Origin of the sequence: Pseudomonas sp. IT-P4, assembly GCF_949767755.1 — a bacterium.
GTDB lineage: Bacteria > Pseudomonadota > Gammaproteobacteria > Pseudomonadales > Pseudomonadaceae > Aquipseudomonas > Aquipseudomonas monachiensis.
The window spans coordinates 103,649-118,350 of record NZ_CATKPX010000045.1; the positions used below are offsets into that span (position 1 = coordinate 103,649).

A 14,702-nucleotide genomic window follows, 5' to 3' on the forward strand; every position below is an offset into this window, starting at 1 on the left:
CCCATGAAAACACTCATTACCTGGCGCCGTGCCCTGCTGGGGCTGGCAGCTGCCGGCATCATCAGCCAATGCTCGGCTTTCTCCTTCGGTGGTGCCGAAGAGGGGGTAGTCCTTCCACCGCCGGCCCTCGACGAAACCACCCAGGCCCGCAGCGAAACCGCGGTGTTTGCCGGCGGCTGCTTCTGGGGCGTCCAAGGGGTGTTCCAGCATGTCAAAGGCGTGAAGAACGCCGTCTCCGGCTACGCGGGCGGGGCGGCAAACACCGCGCAGTACGAGCGCGTCAGCAACGGCAATACCGGCCATGCGGAGTCGGTCGAAGTGACCTTTGATCCTGCTCAGGTCAGCTACGGCACCTTGCTGCAGATCTACTTTTCAGTGGCGCACAACCCGACCGAACTCAACCGCCAGGGACCGGACAGCGGCACCCAGTATCGTTCGGCGATCTTTGCCAAAAGTGCCGAGCAGCAACGGGTCGCACAGGCCTACATCGCCCAGCTCGACGCCGCCCATGCCTTCGACAAGCCGATCGTGACCAAGCTGGAAACCTTCAACGGTTTTTACCCGGCGGAGGAGGAACATCAGGACTTCCTGACCGAACATCCGACCTATCCATACATCGTGATCAACGACTTGCCGAAGGTCGCGCAGTTGAAGCAGCTGTACCCCAGTCGTTATCAGGAACAGCCGGTGCTGGTGAAGGCAGGGATGTAAATGCATGGCCTAGTCGGCGGACGGGTGCTTGCCCCATCGCTGTACGGCGAATTCGACGAAGCGCCGCAGCTTCGGCAAACGGTGGCGATCCTGGGCGTAGACCAGGTGCATCGGCCGGCTGGGCGGGCAGTAATCGGGCATCAGGGCCAGCAGCTTTCCGTCCTTGAGGTCCTGCTCGACCAGGGCGTCGGGCATCATCACGATGCCCATGCCGGTGCGCGCTGCCTGATGCAACCCCGCCGAACTGTTGATCAGCATTGGTCCGCCGACCCCGACGCTGACTTCGCCATCGGGACCGGCCAGGCGCCATTCCTTTTGCACCGATTGCCAGTCATCCCCGGCCGGATAGGCAAAGGACAGGCAGTCGTGATGCCGCAGGTCTTCAGGCGTTTGCGGTGTGCCGCGCCGGGCCAGGTACTGCGGTGACGCGCACATGGTCAGGGTGTAGTCGATCAGCGGGCGGGCGATCAGGTTGGAGGGCTCCAGCGCGCCGAGGCGAAACGCTACATCCAGACCGTTTTCCAGCAGATCCGGGCGCCGGTTGGTCAGGACCACGTCGAGTTTCACCCGCGGGTTTTGCCGGCTGAACTCACTCAGTGCCGGCGCCAGGCGTTCGGTACCGAAGGTCAGGGGCGCGGTGATGCGCAAGATGCCGCTCGGTTCGTCCAGCGCCTGCTCGGCCAGGCGCTCGGAGTCGGCCACCAACCCCAACACTTCCAGGCAGCGCTGGTAATACGCGGTGCCGAACTCGGTCAGCCGCTGGCGCCGCGTCGTGCGGTTGAGCAGGCGTACACCCAGCCGTTGCTCCAGGGCCTTGAGGTGGTTGCCGACCATGGTCGTGGACATTTCACACTGCAAGGCGGCGGCGGTCATGCTGCCGGTCTCCACCACTTTCACGTAGACAGTCATTGCCTGGAACAGGTCCATTATCAAGCTCTGCTTTTAAATGATTGAAGTTTTTCGGTGTTTATCCAGTTCTGGTGGCTAACCATACTGCAAAAACACCGACCCTTGCTGGAGCTTGATGTCATGACCGTCGCCTGCCTGATGAGCACTTACCAACCCTTGGCCTTGAGTTTCAACAAGGGCCTGGGCACTCGCCTGTGGGATCAGGGCGGTCGCGAATACCTGGATGCGGTCGCTGGTGTGGCGGTGACCAATGTCGGCCACTCCCACCCGAAAATCGTTGCCGCCATTACCGAACAGGCCGGGTTGTTGCTGCACACCTCGAACCTCTACAGCATCGACTGGCAACAGCGGCTGGCGCAGAAACTGACGCGGCTGGCGGGCATGGACCGGGCGTTCTTCAACAACTCCGGGGCCGAAGCCAACGAAACCGCACTGAAAATCGCCCGGCTGCATGGTTGGCACAAGGGTATCGAGCAGCCGCTGGTGGTGGTCATGGAGAACGCGTTCCATGGCCGCACCCTTGGCACCTTGTCGGCCAGCGACGGCCCGGCGGTACGCCTGGGGTTCAACAAGCTGCCGGGGGATTTCGTCAAAGTACCGTTCGGCGACCTCGACGCGCTGGACAAGGTGCAACAGGCTTTTGGCTCGCGGATCGTGGCGGTCCTGATGGAGCCGATCCAGGGCGAAAGCGGCGTGCAACTGGCGCCACCGGGTTATCTCAAGGCCGTGCGCGAACTGTGCAACCGGCGCTCATGGCTGATGATGCTCGATGAAATCCAGACCGGCATAGGCCGCACCGGCCAGTGGTTCGCGTTCCAGCACGAAGGCATCGTCCCGGACGTCATGACCCTGGCCAAAGGCCTGGGCAACGGCGTGCCCATCGGCGCGTGCCTGGCCCGTGGCAAGGCGGCCGAACTCTTCACGCCGGGCAGCCACGGCAGCACCTTTGGCGGTAATCCGTTGGCCTGCCGGGTCGGATGCACCGTGCTGGATATCGTTGAAGAACAAGGCCTGCTGGAAAACGCCCGGCTTCAGGGGGAACGTCTGCTCGAAAGATTGCGCACAGAACTGGCGGGCAACCCGAACGTCTCGCAGATCCGCGGCCAGGGCCTGATGATCGGCATCGAACTCAAGCAACCGATCCGCGACCTGAGCCTGATCGCCGCCCGGGATCACGGCTTGCTGATCAACGTCACGCGGGGCAAAACCATCCGCCTGCTACCGCCGCTGACCATTGATGAGCGGGAGGTGGAGATGATCGTCAGAGGGGTGAGTGGGGTGGTGAAAGCGGGCTGAAGTTCGGCTCAGTAATGGTATCTGCACATCACGACGCGTATTTCGCCGTCTTCAACGGCGTAGACCAGACGATGTTCAGCCGTAATCCGGCGTGACCAGAATCCGCTCAAGTTATGCTTGAGCGGTTCGGGTTTTCCCAGACCGTCGAAAGGCTCGTGCTGGATAGCTTTGATCAACAGGTTGATACGTTTGAGTCCTGCCTTATCGTTCTGCTGGAACCAGAGATAATCGTCCCAGGCTTCAGGGGTGAACTCGATATTCATTCTTCAATCAGTTGCCTGGTTTTGGTTTTGCCCGCTCGCAGGTTACCGATTGATTTGATCAGGCGTTCAGCGTTGGCTGGGGAGCGCAGCAGATAAGCTGTCTCTTCGAGAGCGTTGTATTCGGCCAATGACATCATCACTACCGGCTCGCCTTTCTGACGGGTTACCAGTAGCGGGGCGCGATCTTCATTCACCCGGTCCATGGTTTGCGCCAAGTGTGCCCGAGCGTTGGTGTAGTTGATGGTTTCCATGTGATTGTCCTCGCTTGATGCAGAGAACGTACAGAAATGAGTACATGTTAGCAAGGCGATACCTACGAGTGGTTGTTGCGTGGAAAGTGCATCCACGCTTGTATCGAGTATCGCCGAATGTTCCTCAGGACGTTTGCGTGGCTGATGTAATCCCATTCTGAGCTACACGCCATCCATCAGGATTGTCCGAGCGCAGCTGCGAAAATTTACGAGTGAAGAACCAACGCCGCGATTTCCTCCCGATCCCGCAGACGGATTTTTGCGCCGGAAAACTCCTCGAACAGTCGCTGATGCGCCGCAAACCCACTTGACCCCTGCCGCTGGCGATAACTGCCCGCCCACTCCAGCAAGGCGATCAGCAACAGGTCTTGTTCATCGCGCCCGGCCTCGCGTTGTCGAATGTTGGCCACGCAATCCTCGTCCCCGACGCTCAGCCAGATCAGCGCAGTTGCCCGTGGCAGGAGTTCGCAGGCGATCCAGCCATACACGCCTTCGATCACCCAGCGCTCTTGTTCGGCCGCGATCCGCGCCATGGTCAATGCTTCGGTTCGGGGGCGGGGGATGCTGTGTTCGTCGGACAGCCAGTGAATCCGGTCAAGATCGGTCCAGGGCACACGCAGTTGCTCGGCCAGCCGTTGCGCCAGCCAGCTCTTGCCCGAGCCGGAGTTGCCGATGATCAGCGTTCGGGTGAGGTTCATGAGAGACACCGATCAATAGTGGGGGCGAACCTGCTCGCGAAAGCAGTGCTTCAGTCAGCATTGATGCTGGATGTGCTGCTCTCATCGCGGGCAAGCCTACAGGTGCACCAGAATCCGCCGGCCTGTGCGCCTTGAGGTCCATCGGTAACTTGCCGCGCGTCACTGCTCATCATTACTGTAAGCCATTTTATAGTGTCAGTTTTTAGACATTGCCGTGATGTGGGAGGTTGTAGTGAGGGCGATCAGGTTGGCTCAGTTGTGAGTTGGGCTTACCTTTACTGCTGGGCTCAGGAAGTCTATGTGATAGCCAGAGGAACCGTCCCCAATTGCTATATGAACGCCATTAATCCCTTCGTTTAATTGAGAGTTGATTTTGTAGTCAATGCTATTTGCGATTGTGTCGTTTACTCCAATAGCAAACTCAGTCAGCTTGAGGCCTCTAGGTCCTGCTGCAATTCAATAACCGTATTGCACTCAGCTCCTCCAACCGCCGTTGGTTTTAAGTTTTTTTAGAATTAATCATGCTCGTTAGGTGTCTTGTACGAAGCTCTTGGTTATTTGTGTAAGTAGTGGCTGTAGTCCTCTTCTGAAAATTTAGTGTTCCACCGAATTTGGTTGTGATGGACGATCTGAAATCGTTAGGTTGGTCTATGGGGCTCTTCTTACAGGGGGTATGCATTCAATCGTTAATAAGGGGTTGTGTAGTGCAGGAATCAAAGAAGTATCTGACAGAGACATCCGTACACCAAGCCTTGTTACTGGCTGATCTAACAGAACCCGCTGCACCCGATCACGCCATTCGACTATTACTCAAGGAGGTCCTTCAAGGGTTAACGGATAAAGGCTGGCCACAAGCGCAAGTGCAGACGGGGCCGAGAATTGTTTCCGCTGAAGAAAACTACGGATTGCTTGGTTATGACCCATCTGAGATTACGCTTGGAAGTGCACACACTCGATGGGTTGACGAGTGGTCTCTGTTACGGACGCAAACCACTAGCCAAATTCCCTCCGCGCTTCAGCGAGCGGCCAAGCTACGACAACCAGGGCAGTCAATATTATTGGCCGCGCCTGGTATCACTTTTCGTCGCGACAGCCGGGATCGTTGGCATTGTGCGGAGCCGCATCAGATGGATATCTGGGTGCTCGGCGATCCTGAATTGTCGACGCATGAGCATTTGCTCTGCTTGGTCGGCGATATCCTCAAATCTGCCGTGCCTGATATGCCTTGGATCTTCAGTGATAGTCCGCATCACTACACTGAGGGCGGGATCGAAGTAAATCTGTTGAATGACGGCGTCCCTGTAGAGGTTCTGGAGTGCGGTCGAATTGCCAAATCATTATTGGAGCGACTGAAGATCGATCCTCTGCGTCATGGAGGACTGGCGCTGGGAATGGGGTTGGATCGCTTGACCATGCTGCGCAAAGGCATCCCGGATATTCGTTTGCTGCGTGATCAGAACGAACGCGTACAGGCCCAGATGCATGATCTGAATCCGTGGAGTGCCGTCTCTCGGTTGCCTTCGATTACTCGTGATATTTCGTTGGCGGTGACGCCGGGGCTCAGCGAGGAAGTGTTGACTGAAAGGATGTTGCAGGCCGCTGGCGATTGTTCAGATTGGATCGAGGAAATGCAGATCAAAGGGCGCTGGGCGTTCACAGAACTGCCTCTGCAGGCCATCGATCGCCTCGGATTGCTGCCGGGGCAGGAGAATGTGCTACTACGTGTTGTACTGCGTGATTGTTCGCGATCAATCACCACTGCTGAGGCGAATGCCTTGTATTCGAAAATCCAGGTGGCACTCCATGAAGGTGCGCCGGGGGCAGGTTACAGAATGGATTCCCCCAATATTTAACTGGCCACTTCGCGAGCAGGCTCACAGGATCTGGAAATAGTACACGCCAGAAATCCAGTGTGTGCGAGCCTGCTCGCCGCACTGTCGCTCCCACAGTTCTTTGTGGTGTCTTCTCTACCTCAATCATCACCGTCCGGCGCAATCATCCGGGTCTTCGGCGAGCCGTTCGAGTTGTGCTGATAGATGGTCTGCGGCTGCCCCAGGTCATTGAAATACACCTGGCCGATCCCCGCCGAGTTCCATAGCCGCTCACCGGCTTCGGCGTGCTCGGGCACGTGGGGCACGATGCGCATGCGTCGACGCTTGGTCAGCCAGTTCAACGGTGAGCGTGGCGAGTACAGCCAGCGGTTGAGGCGGTCGAACCACTCGAGCAGGGCGGGGGGGAATTCATTCTTGATGCCGCTGCTGGTGACCTGCCAGATGCGCGGCCCGGCCTTGCGGTGGCGGATCAGCACTTCGTAGACGAAGGAATAGTGCACATCGCCCGACAGCACCACGTAGTTACCCGGGGTGCGCGAGTGGCGGAAAATATTCAGGATCACCTGTGCCGCGCCGCGATGGGCCATCCAGTTTTCCGCGTCCACCAGCAGTGGATAACCGCACCAGCTGAATACCCGTTGCACGGTTTCAATCAGCTTGACGCCGAAGATCGGTGCTGGCGAAACGATGATCGCACTCGGGTGGTCCAGCAGTTCCTGTTGCAGTTCACTGAGGGCTTCCCAGTCGAGCAAACCGGAAGGCTGCTTGAGGTTTATTTCGCTGCGCCAGCGTCGGGTGCGGGTGTCGATCACCACCATGGCCGGGGTGGTCGGCAGCACGTAATGCCAGTGCTGAAACTTAAGCAGATCATCGATCAAATCATCCTGAACCCTGCTGTCGAGGTGACGGTCGTGTGTGCTGGTGCTCAACGCTCCGGCCTTTTCCAGCACCGCAGTGAACGCATCCGGATTGTTGCCCCAGCCCTGGCACAACATATACGCCAGCAGCGCGTTGCCGATGATGCGCCGGGAGAACGGATGGCCGTAGGCCGTTTCCTCCCATTGCGCGCTAAGGTTCCAGTCATCAGTGATGTCGTGGTCGTCGAAAATCATCAGCGTCGGCAGATGCGCCAGCGCCCGCGCGACGTTGCCAAGGCCTGCCTTGAAGGCATCGATGTGAGTCTGTTCAAGGGCGTAGCGCTTGAGCCGTTCCGGCGTCAGCGTCGGTGCCTGGGGCGCGATCAGGGTCCAGGGCACTGGCGACCAGACCAGCACATACATGGCCATGACTTCGGCGAAGGTCACCAGGTGATTGTCGGCACTGCTGCTGGTGAAAATCGGCTTGCGCGCGCCACCGAAAAATCGCTCGCGCAGGGTTTCATTGCTTTGCAGTGCCGGCAGCAGATCAGCACGGTGGTAGTAACTGGCCGGATGCTCGTAGAGCCTGGCGCTGTCGCTGACCACGGCGCCTTCGAGATGTTCGCCGAACAGGCCCAAACGGTCGATCAAAGCATGAATCGCCCGCAACATCGGCCCCGCGACATCGTCGGCGTAGACCTGATCGCCCGTCATCATCAGCAGTGCCGGGCGCTCCCCGGCTGCGTGTTCCTGCGCCAGTAACTGGTCGACGCACAGCAAGCCGTCTGTCGCCGGGTGATGAGGCTTGCGGCAAGAGCCGTGCAGCAACTGGTCGACCCGAGCGCGCAGGACGAAGTTCGGGCAACGGGCATCGCCATACAGCAGGTGCGGCGCCCAGTCGGCGATGCCTTGTTCTGTGCCATCGATCAGCAGGTCATAGTCGATCGACTCGTCCCGGGGCAGGGCGCCATCGAGTTGTACATCGATCAAGTGCACAAAGGCATGGGCACCCACTGCAATCACCGTGCATTGACCGGCATCCAGGCGGATATCGCCGACGCCCTGCAAGCGCAAGGTCAGCGCCAGCGCCCGGGAACCCACCAGCCACAGCACCAGCCGCGTGGGCTCCAGGCGCCGCAACAGCGGGCCGGCCAGGACTGGGGGCAAGGCATGATCATCAGGCAGTGGCAGCGTTTCGGACATCCGGCTTCAAGACTCTTGGGGCGTGGAAGCGGGCGATGATAGCGCAGGTGGTGGCGGGACTGGCCAGACGATCCCGTTTCTGTCTGTCACCAAATGAAAAGCCATTGTCGTCTGATGAGAAGCGTCCCGACAGGCCTCGTCCTACAGTCCAATCAGCGCAATTCGATGCAACACGCCCATATTGCAGATTGGAGAATAAGAAAAATGGCCAAAGCCGTACGCTTCTACGAAACCGGTGGTCCCGAAGTTCTACGTTATGAGGACGTCGAAGTCGGCGAACCCGGTCCGGGTCAGGTTCGCCTTCGCCATGTGGCGGTTGGCCTGAACTATGCCGACACCTACTTCCGCAACGGCACCTACCCGATTCCGATGCCCAACGGCATGGGCGTCGAGGCCTCTGGCGTAGTCCAGGCCGTTGGTGAAGGGGTTACCAACGTCGAAGTCGGTGATCGCGTCACCTACACCGGTTTCCTCAACACCCTCGGCGCCTACAGCACCGAGCGCCTGATCGCGGCCGCGCCGCTGATCAAGCTGCCGGAAACCATCAGCTTCGAGACCGCTGCCGCGATGACCATGCGTGGCCTGACGTCCTCGTACCTGATGCGCCGCATCTATGACTTCAAGCCGGGCGACAGCATCCTGTTGCACGCCGCCGCTGGCGGTGTCGGCCTGATCGTTTCGCAGTGGGCCAAGTTGCTGGGCCTGAACGTGATCGGCACGGTGTCGACCGAGCAAAAGGCGGAAATCGCCCGGGCTCACGGTTGCGACCATGCGATCAATTACAGCCATGAAGACGTCGCCGCTCGCGTTCGCGAACTGACCGATGGCGTGGGCGTCAATGTGGTGTTCGACAGCGTCGGCAAGAACACCTTCATAGGTTCGCTGGATTCGTTGAAACCCCGTGGCCTGATGGTCTGCGTGGGTACTGCTTCCGGACCGATCCCGGCGTTCGACCCGGTGATGCTGGCGATGAAAGGTTCGCTGTACCTGACCCGTCCGGCCCTGGCCAACTACATCAGCGACCCGGCCGAAAAAGCCGCGCTGGCCGGTGAGTTGTTTGACCACGTCGGCAGCGGCCGGATCAAGATCGAGATCAACCAGCACTACGCCTTGCAGGACGCCGTGCAGGCCCATCGCGACCTTGAATTGCGCAAGACTACCGGCTCATCGATTTTCGTCGTTTAAGGAGCGGCCAGCCATGAAAGTCGAACAATTGACCTGCAGCATTGGCGCCGAACTGATCGGCGTGAACCTGGCTGACGCCGTGCACGACGACGGCCTGTTTGCCGAGATCCGCGCCCAGTTGCTCAAGCACCGCGTGGTGTTCCTGCGCGATCAGGACATCACCCGCGCCGAGCACGTAGCTTTTGCCCGGCGCTTCGGCGAGCTTGAAGATCACCCCGTCGCGGGCAGCGATCCGGAGCATCCGGGTCTGGTGCAAATCTACAAGCGTCCGGACCAGCCGGCAGACCGCTACGAAAACTCCTGGCACAGCGACGCCACCTGGCGTGATGCCCCGCCGATGGGCTGCGTATTGCGTTGCCTGGAGTGCCCGCCGGTGGGCGGTGACACCATGTGGGCCAACATGGTCGAGGCCTACGCACGTTTGCCCGAAGACGTGAAGGTCAAGATCGCCGACCTGCGTGCGCGCCACAGCATCGAAGCGAGCTTCGGCGCCGCCATGCCGATTGAAAAACGCCTGGCACTCAGGGAGCGGTTCCCGGATGCCGAGCACCCGGTGGTGCGCACTCACCCGGAAACCGGCGAGAAAGTGCTGTTCGTCAACGCCTTCGCCACTCACCTGAGCAACTACCACACCCCTGAGCGGGTGCGCTTCGGTCAGGACGCCAACCCGGGCGCAAGCGATTTGCTGCGCTACCTGATCAGCCAGGCGTACATCCCCGAGTATCAAGTGCGCTGGCGCTGGAAGCCCAACAGCATCGCCATCTGGGACAACCGCAGCACCCAGCATTACGCCGTCATGGATTACCCGCCTTGCCATCGCAAGATGGATCGCGCCGGGATCATCGGCGACAAGACTTACTGATCCACGCCTCTGCATTCGCTCTCGTAAACACGCCTGCCCGGCGCGACTCCGGGTGGGCGGGACAATCATAAGAACTGGAGTAACCCATGCAATTCTTCGACGATTCCCTGCACCCCGAAAACATGGAAAAGGTAGTCATCACCGTGGCCCCGTACGGCCCGGAATGGATGCCTGAAGATTTCCCGGAAGACATCCCGCTGACCATGGACGAGCAAGTCCAGAAAGCGGTCGATTGCTATGAAGCCGGCGCCACCGTGCTGCACCTGCATGTGCGCGAACTGGACGGCAAGGGTTCCAAGCGTCTGTCGAAGTTCAACGAGTTGATCGCGGGTGTGCGTGAAGCCGTGCCAGACATGATCATCCAGGTCGGCGGCTCGATTTCCTTCGCCCCGGAAAGCGACGGCGAAGCGGCCAAGTGGCTGTCCGACGACACCCGTCACATGCTGGCCGAACTGACGCCGAAACCGGATCAGGTCACGGTCGCGATCAACACCACGCAAATGAACATCATGGAGCTGTTGTACCCGGAGTACCTCAAAGGCACTTCCCTGGACAACCCGATGATCCACGCCGCCTACAGCGAAATGACCGTACCGGCGGGACCTGCCTGGGTTGCCGAACACCTCAAGCGCCTGATGGACAACGGCATCCAGCCGCACTTCCAGCTGACCGGCATGCACGCCCTGGAAACCCTCGAGCGCCTGGTGCGCCGTGGCGTCTACAAAGGCCCGCTGAACCTGACCTGGATCGGCATTGGCGGCGGCTTCGACGGCCCGAACCCATTCAACTTCTTCAACTTCATCCACCGCGCGCCGGACGGTTGCACCCTGACCTCCGAGTCGCTGCTGAAAAACGTCATGCCGTTCAACACCATGTCGATGGCCATGGGCATGCACCCGCGTGTGGGCAACGAAGACACTATCATTGACCACAAGGGTGACCGTTTCGGCTCCGTTGCCCAGATCCGGCAAACCGTGCGCATTGCCCATGAACTGGGCCGTGAAATCGCCACCGGTAAAGAAGCCCGCGAGATCTACCGCATCGGCGTGCAGTACGAAACCATCGAAGAAACCCTGTTGGCCAACGGCATGGCCCCCAACCGCAAGGCTGGGCAGAAAGGTACTCCGCAACGCGGTTGACCGTGGGTCGGGACGAGAGGCCGTGACCTCTCGTCCGCCTGACCGTTACACGCTTGATAACAAAAATAAAACAAAGCTATTGAGGAGGCTGCATGGCCTTTCACCCAATCGCCGCTGACGATGACGACTCCAGCGGAGTCGGCGTTGCGCGCCAATATGCCTGGATCGTCTTTGCCTTGACGTTCGGCCTGTTGATTTCCGATTACATGTCGCGTCAGGTGCTGAACGCGGTATTCCCGCTGCTCAAGAGTGAGTGGGCATTGAGCGACGGACAGCTGGGTCTGCTCAGCGGCATCGTTGCCCTGATGGTCGGCCTGCTGACGTTTCCCCTGTCGTTGATGGCCGACCGTTTCGGCCGGGTCAAGAGCCTGGCGCTGATGGCGTTCCTGTGGAGCGTGGCGACCCTGGGTTGCGCGCTGGCCCAGGACTACCAGCAGATGTTCATCGCGCGGTTCATGGTCGGCGTCGGCGAAGCGGCCTACGGCAGCGTGGGCATCGCGGTAGTGATTTCGGTGTTCCCCAAACACATGCGGGCCACCCTGGCCAGTGCCTTCATGGCCGGCGGGATGTTCGGTTCGGTGTTGGGCATGGCTTTGGGTGGTGCGATCGCCGCCAAGCTGGGCTGGCGCTGGTCGTTCGCCGGCATGTCGCTGTTTGGCCTGTTTCTGGCGGTGCTCTATCCGCTCATCGTCAAGGAAGCGCGCATTGCGCCCAAGCGTGCAGCTCAGTTGGCGAACAAGGTGGCAGCGGTCAAGCGTCCGTTGTCTACGTTGTGGTCCAGCCGTTCGGTGGTGGCGACCTACATCGGCAGCGGCTTGCAGTTGTTCGTCGGCGGTACGGTGATGGTGTGGATTCCCAGCTACCTCAACCGCTACTACGACATGCCCACCGACAAGGCCGGTGGCATGGCGGCGATCATCGTGTTGTGCAGCGGAGCGGGAATGATCCTGTGCGGCATGCTCAGCGACCGCCTGTGTCGCAACTCGCCGGAGCGCAAGGTCAGCCTGGCCATCGGCTTTTGCCTGGGCAGTTGCCTGCTGCTGTCGGCGGCCTTTGCCTTGCACGCAGGGCCGGTGCAACTGGCGCTGATCTGTCTGGGCATGGCGATTGCCACCGGCACCACCGGCCCCGCCGGCGCGATGGTTGCCAACCTGACCCATTACTCGGTCCACGGTACGGCGTTCGCCACGCTGACCCTGGCCAATAACCTGCTGGGGCTGGCACCCGGGCCGTTCCTGACTGGCCGTGTGTCGGACCTCATCGGCCTGCATGCCGCTTTCCAATTAGTGCCACTGGTCAGCCTCGCGGCGGCAGCGGTGTTCTTCTATGCCAAGTGTCATTACCAAAAAGATATCGCCCGGCTTGAGGGTCAGAGCTTGCCTGAGCCCGTCAGTGCCGCCGGGATAGAGGTGAAGTTGTGAGTCGTCGTTTACGTATTGATGTGTTTTTCGATTTTATCTGCCCCTGGTGCCTGATCGGCAAACGCCAACTGGAGCATGCGCAGGTGCAGTTTCGCAGTCGCCACCCGGATGTGCAGATCACCACGGTGTGGCACGGTGTGCAGTTGCTGCCGCAGATACCGGTGGAAGGTGAACCCTTCGCCGATTTCTACCGCAAGCGCCTGGGCAATGCCGACGCAATGACCATGCGCCAAAACCAGGTACAGCAGGCTGCCAGTGCAGTCGGACTGGCCATCGATCTCAGTCGTATCGAGACGATGCCCAACACCGCCGACGCCCATCGCTTGTTCGAGCGTGCCAGCGCACTGGGTAATGCCAGCCAGCGTGAAATGTTGCTCGAGCGACTGTTCGCCGCTTATTTCCAGAGGCGCGAAAACCTCGGTTGCCCTGAGACCTTGCTTGCCATCGCCCGCTCCTGCGGCGTGTCCCAGGACGGCTTGCTCGATTGCCTGAAGGGCGATGCCACGCCGTTTGAAGGCTCCCCTGGCGCGACCAGTGGTGTGCCGAGCTTCAAATTCGACAACCGCCTGACGGTGATCGGCGCACAACCTGTCCAGGCGCTGCTCGGGGCCATGACCGAAGCCCTCAAGGAAAGTGATCGCGAGCGGCAGCCAGCATGACCCGGCGCATTCCCGTGCCAGCCGGCAAGTACCCGCAGGCCGGTGGCCGGGCGCTGTTCGAATTCGAAGACAAAAGCCTGGCGCTGTTCAACGTCGACGGGCAGTTGTTTGCCATTGACGACAGCTGCCCGCACCAGGGTTCTTCGCTATGCGCAGGGCGTCTTGAGGGCCGGGTGATTCAATGCCTCGCCCATGGTTTGCGCTTCGATTTGCACAGCGGTTACCTGCTCAATTCCAGGCAGGTCAAAGTCACCAACTACCCGGTCGAGATCATCGACGGCCAGGCGTTTATCGTCATCGCAACCGAGGAGTCCGCGCCATGAGCGCCATTGCTCTCACCCGTATCCACACTCGCACGCGCGAACTGGCACCGGGGCTTATCGTCAGTCTGATTGTCGCGGCCGCCGCGTCGTTTCTGTCCGAGCACTACGGTGCGCCGGTCATGCTGTTTGCCTTGTTGCTGGGCATGGCCCTGAATTTTCTCGCCGATGACGGCCCCTGCAAGGCCGGTATCGAGTTCACCGCCCGCACCGTGCTGCGCATTGGCGTGGCGCTGCTGGGCATGCGCATCACCCTGGAGCAAATGGCGGCGTTGGGCTGGAAGCCGATAGCGCTGGTGGTGATCCTGGTGGTGGTGACCATCAGCGTGTCGGTGATCGCCGCCAAGGCCCTGGGCTTCCAGCGCCTGTTCGGCATGCTCACCGGCGGCGCGACGGCCATCTGCGGTGCCTCGGCGGCCCTGGCACTGGCAGCGGCGCTGCCGAACCATCCGCAGAAAGAGCGCGCCACACTGTTCACGGTCATCGGCGTTTCGGCGCTGTCGACGCTGGCAATGATCGTCTACCCGATGATCGCCAACTGGCTGGAGTTGTCACCGCAGGTGGCGGGGGTGTTCCTCGGCGCCACGATCCACGACGTGGCCCAGGTGGTCGGTGCCGGCTACAGCATGTCGACCGAGACCGGCGACACGGCCACGGTGGTCAAGCTGATGCGCGTTGCCATGCTGCTGCCGGTGATCGTCACCGCGGCGATGATCACCCGCATGCAAGGCGCCGATCCGACGGGCAAGCGCCCGCCGCTGTTGCCGTGGTTCGCCGTCGGCTTTCTGATTCTGGCCTGCATCAACAGCACCGGCTGGATAGCGCCTGCGGTGCAGGGATCGGTCAACGAACTGTCGCGCTGGTGCCTGGTGATTTCCATCAGTGCCCTGGGCATGAAGACCCGGCTCAAGGAGCTGGCGGCGGTCGGGATCAAACCGATTCTGCTGATGGTCGGGGAGACGGTGTTCCTGGTGGTGCTGGTGCTGTTGTTGCTGCGTTGGGGCCTCTAATTGGCAGGCTGACACAAAACCTGTGGGAGCGAGCTTGCTCGCGATAGCGGTTTCACATTCAACACTCATGGCGGCTGACACACCGC

General features: G+C 60.4%; 15 protein-coding genes and 1 pseudogene. 10 read left to right on the top strand and 6 right to left on the bottom strand.

Annotated features, from left to right (window positions below; genetic code table 11):
- Positions 1-3 precede the first annotated feature (3 nt).
- Positions 4-711, top strand: coding sequence for a peptide-methionine (S)-S-oxide reductase MsrA (gene msrA / locus ACM6IT_RS18460; RefSeq protein WP_414918475.1), 708 nt, complete (start codon positions 4-6; stop codon positions 709-711).
- Positions 712-720: 9 nt separating this feature from the next.
- On the opposite strand, the gene ACM6IT_RS18465 is transcribed toward msrA, so the two are convergent.
- Positions 721-1,638 (bottom strand): LysR family transcriptional regulator, encoded by a 918-nt coding sequence (locus ACM6IT_RS18465; RefSeq protein WP_056728531.1) that lies wholly within the window; start codon positions 1,636-1,638, stop codon positions 721-723.
- A gap of 102 nt (positions 1,639-1,740) precedes the next feature.
- Here ACM6IT_RS18465 and ACM6IT_RS18470 point away from each other — a divergent pair, with 102 nt between their 5' ends.
- Entirely contained in the window at positions 1,741-2,916 is a 1,176-nt protein-coding gene (locus ACM6IT_RS18470; protein WP_414918476.1) for an aspartate aminotransferase family protein, read from the top strand.
- Positions 2,917-2,924: 8 nt separating this feature from the next.
- Here the strand turns inward: ACM6IT_RS18470 and ACM6IT_RS18475 are convergent, their stop codons facing one another.
- The 4 genes and pseudogenes from ACM6IT_RS18475 to ACM6IT_RS18490 form a co-directional block, all read right to left on the bottom strand.
- Entirely contained in the window at positions 2,925-3,179 is a 255-nt protein-coding gene (locus ACM6IT_RS18475) for a Txe/YoeB family addiction module toxin (protein ID WP_414918477.1), read from the bottom strand.
- On the bottom strand, positions 3,176-3,430 hold the full coding sequence (locus ACM6IT_RS18480; protein ID WP_056728535.1) for a type II toxin-antitoxin system prevent-host-death family antitoxin: 255 nt from the start codon (positions 3,428-3,430) through the stop codon (positions 3,176-3,178). The genes ACM6IT_RS18475 and ACM6IT_RS18480 overlap by 4 nt, the downstream gene beginning before the upstream one ends.
- Before the next feature lie 206 nt (positions 3,431-3,636).
- Positions 3,637-4,128, bottom strand: a complete 492-nt coding sequence (locus tag ACM6IT_RS18485) for an adenylate kinase (protein ID WP_414918478.1) — start codon at positions 4,126-4,128, stop codon at positions 3,637-3,639.
- A gap of 252 nt (positions 4,129-4,380) precedes the next feature.
- Positions 4,381-4,584: pseudogene (locus ACM6IT_RS18490) on the bottom strand (hypothetical protein); the annotation flags it as partial.
- Positions 4,585-4,832: 248 nt separating this feature from the next.
- Between ACM6IT_RS18490 and ACM6IT_RS18495 the strand changes: the two are divergent.
- Positions 4,833-5,981: a hypothetical protein gene (locus tag ACM6IT_RS18495; protein WP_056728539.1), complete on the top strand. Its 1,149-nt coding sequence runs from the start codon at positions 4,833-4,835 to the stop codon at positions 5,979-5,981.
- A 119-nt stretch (positions 5,982-6,100) separates the two neighbouring features.
- Here the strand turns inward: ACM6IT_RS18495 and ACM6IT_RS18500 are convergent, their stop codons facing one another.
- The gene (locus ACM6IT_RS18500; protein WP_414918479.1) at positions 6,101-8,020 is read right to left on the bottom strand and encodes an alkaline phosphatase D family protein; all 1,920 of its coding nucleotides are present in this window, start codon (positions 8,018-8,020) and stop codon (positions 6,101-6,103) included.
- 204 nt (positions 8,021-8,224) lie between these two features.
- Here ACM6IT_RS18500 and ACM6IT_RS18505 point away from each other — a divergent pair, with 204 nt between their 5' ends.
- The 7 genes from ACM6IT_RS18505 to ACM6IT_RS18535 all read left to right on the top strand — a co-directional run bounded on the left by ACM6IT_RS18505 (position 8,225) and on the right by ACM6IT_RS18535 (position 14,616).
- Entirely contained in the window at positions 8,225-9,205 is a 981-nt protein-coding gene (locus ACM6IT_RS18505; RefSeq protein ID WP_414918480.1) for a quinone oxidoreductase family protein, read from the top strand.
- A 13-nt stretch (positions 9,206-9,218) separates the two neighbouring features.
- The gene (locus tag ACM6IT_RS18510) at positions 9,219-10,067 is read left to right on the top strand and encodes a TauD/TfdA dioxygenase family protein (RefSeq protein WP_414918481.1); all 849 of its coding nucleotides are present in this window, start codon (positions 9,219-9,221) and stop codon (positions 10,065-10,067) included.
- Between the two features lie 86 nt (positions 10,068-10,153).
- Complete coding sequence (locus tag ACM6IT_RS18515; protein WP_414918482.1) at positions 10,154-11,206, top strand: 3-keto-5-aminohexanoate cleavage protein; 1,053 nt, start codon at positions 10,154-10,156, stop codon at positions 11,204-11,206.
- A gap of 92 nt (positions 11,207-11,298) precedes the next feature.
- Positions 11,299-12,627 carry an MFS transporter gene (locus ACM6IT_RS18520; protein ID WP_056728549.1) on the top strand — a complete coding sequence of 443 codons (1,329 nt, stop codon included), beginning with the start codon at positions 11,299-11,301 and terminating at the stop codon, positions 12,625-12,627.
- Positions 12,624-13,286 (top strand): DsbA family oxidoreductase, encoded by a 663-nt coding sequence (locus tag ACM6IT_RS18525; protein WP_414913971.1) that lies wholly within the window; start codon positions 12,624-12,626, stop codon positions 13,284-13,286. Before ACM6IT_RS18520 ends, ACM6IT_RS18525 begins: the two co-directional genes overlap by 4 nt.
- Complete coding sequence (locus tag ACM6IT_RS18530) at positions 13,283-13,609, top strand: Rieske (2Fe-2S) protein (protein ID WP_056728553.1); 327 nt, start codon at positions 13,283-13,285, stop codon at positions 13,607-13,609. Before ACM6IT_RS18525 ends, ACM6IT_RS18530 begins: the two co-directional genes overlap by 4 nt.
- Positions 13,606-14,616, top strand: a complete 1,011-nt coding sequence (locus ACM6IT_RS18535) for a YeiH family protein (RefSeq protein ID WP_056728555.1) — start codon at positions 13,606-13,608, stop codon at positions 14,614-14,616. The genes ACM6IT_RS18530 and ACM6IT_RS18535 overlap by 4 nt, the downstream gene beginning before the upstream one ends.
- The last annotated feature ends 86 nt before the right edge of the window (positions 14,617-14,702 follow it).

What these genes read in the sequence shown, in the direction of transcription:
- ACM6IT_RS18535 (WP_056728555.1), top strand. Translation starts at nt 13,606, where the DNA reads ATGAGCGCCATTGCTCTCACCCGTATCCACACTCGCACGCGCGAACTG.
- ACM6IT_RS18480 (WP_056728535.1), bottom strand. Translation starts at nt 3,430, where the DNA reads ATGGAAACCATCAACTACACCAACGCTCGGGCACACTTGGCGCAAACC.
- msrA (WP_414918475.1), top strand. Translation starts at nt 4, where the DNA reads ATGAAAACACTCATTACCTGGCGCCGTGCCCTGCTGGGGCTGGCAGCT.
- ACM6IT_RS18470 (WP_414918476.1), top strand. Translation starts at nt 1,741, where the DNA reads ATGACCGTCGCCTGCCTGATGAGCACTTACCAACCCTTGGCCTTGAGT.
- ACM6IT_RS18485 (WP_414918478.1), bottom strand. Translation starts at nt 4,128, where the DNA reads ATGAACCTCACCCGAACGCTGATCATCGGCAACTCCGGCTCGGGCAAG.
- ACM6IT_RS18505 (WP_414918480.1), top strand. Translation starts at nt 8,225, where the DNA reads ATGGCCAAAGCCGTACGCTTCTACGAAACCGGTGGTCCCGAAGTTCTA.
- ACM6IT_RS18475 (WP_414918477.1), bottom strand. Translation starts at nt 3,179, where the DNA reads ATGAATATCGAGTTCACCCCTGAAGCCTGGGACGATTATCTCTGGTTC.
- ACM6IT_RS18500 (WP_414918479.1), bottom strand. Translation starts at nt 8,020, where the DNA reads ATGTCCGAAACGCTGCCACTGCCTGATGATCATGCCTTGCCCCCAGTC.
- ACM6IT_RS18515 (WP_414918482.1), top strand. Translation starts at nt 10,154, where the DNA reads ATGCAATTCTTCGACGATTCCCTGCACCCCGAAAACATGGAAAAGGTA.
- ACM6IT_RS18530 (WP_056728553.1), top strand. Translation starts at nt 13,283, where the DNA reads ATGACCCGGCGCATTCCCGTGCCAGCCGGCAAGTACCCGCAGGCCGGT.
- ACM6IT_RS18510 (WP_414918481.1), top strand. Translation starts at nt 9,219, where the DNA reads ATGAAAGTCGAACAATTGACCTGCAGCATTGGCGCCGAACTGATCGGC.
- ACM6IT_RS18520 (WP_056728549.1), top strand. Translation starts at nt 11,299, where the DNA reads ATGGCCTTTCACCCAATCGCCGCTGACGATGACGACTCCAGCGGAGTC.
- ACM6IT_RS18465 (WP_056728531.1), bottom strand. Translation starts at nt 1,638, where the DNA reads ATGGACCTGTTCCAGGCAATGACTGTCTACGTGAAAGTGGTGGAGACC.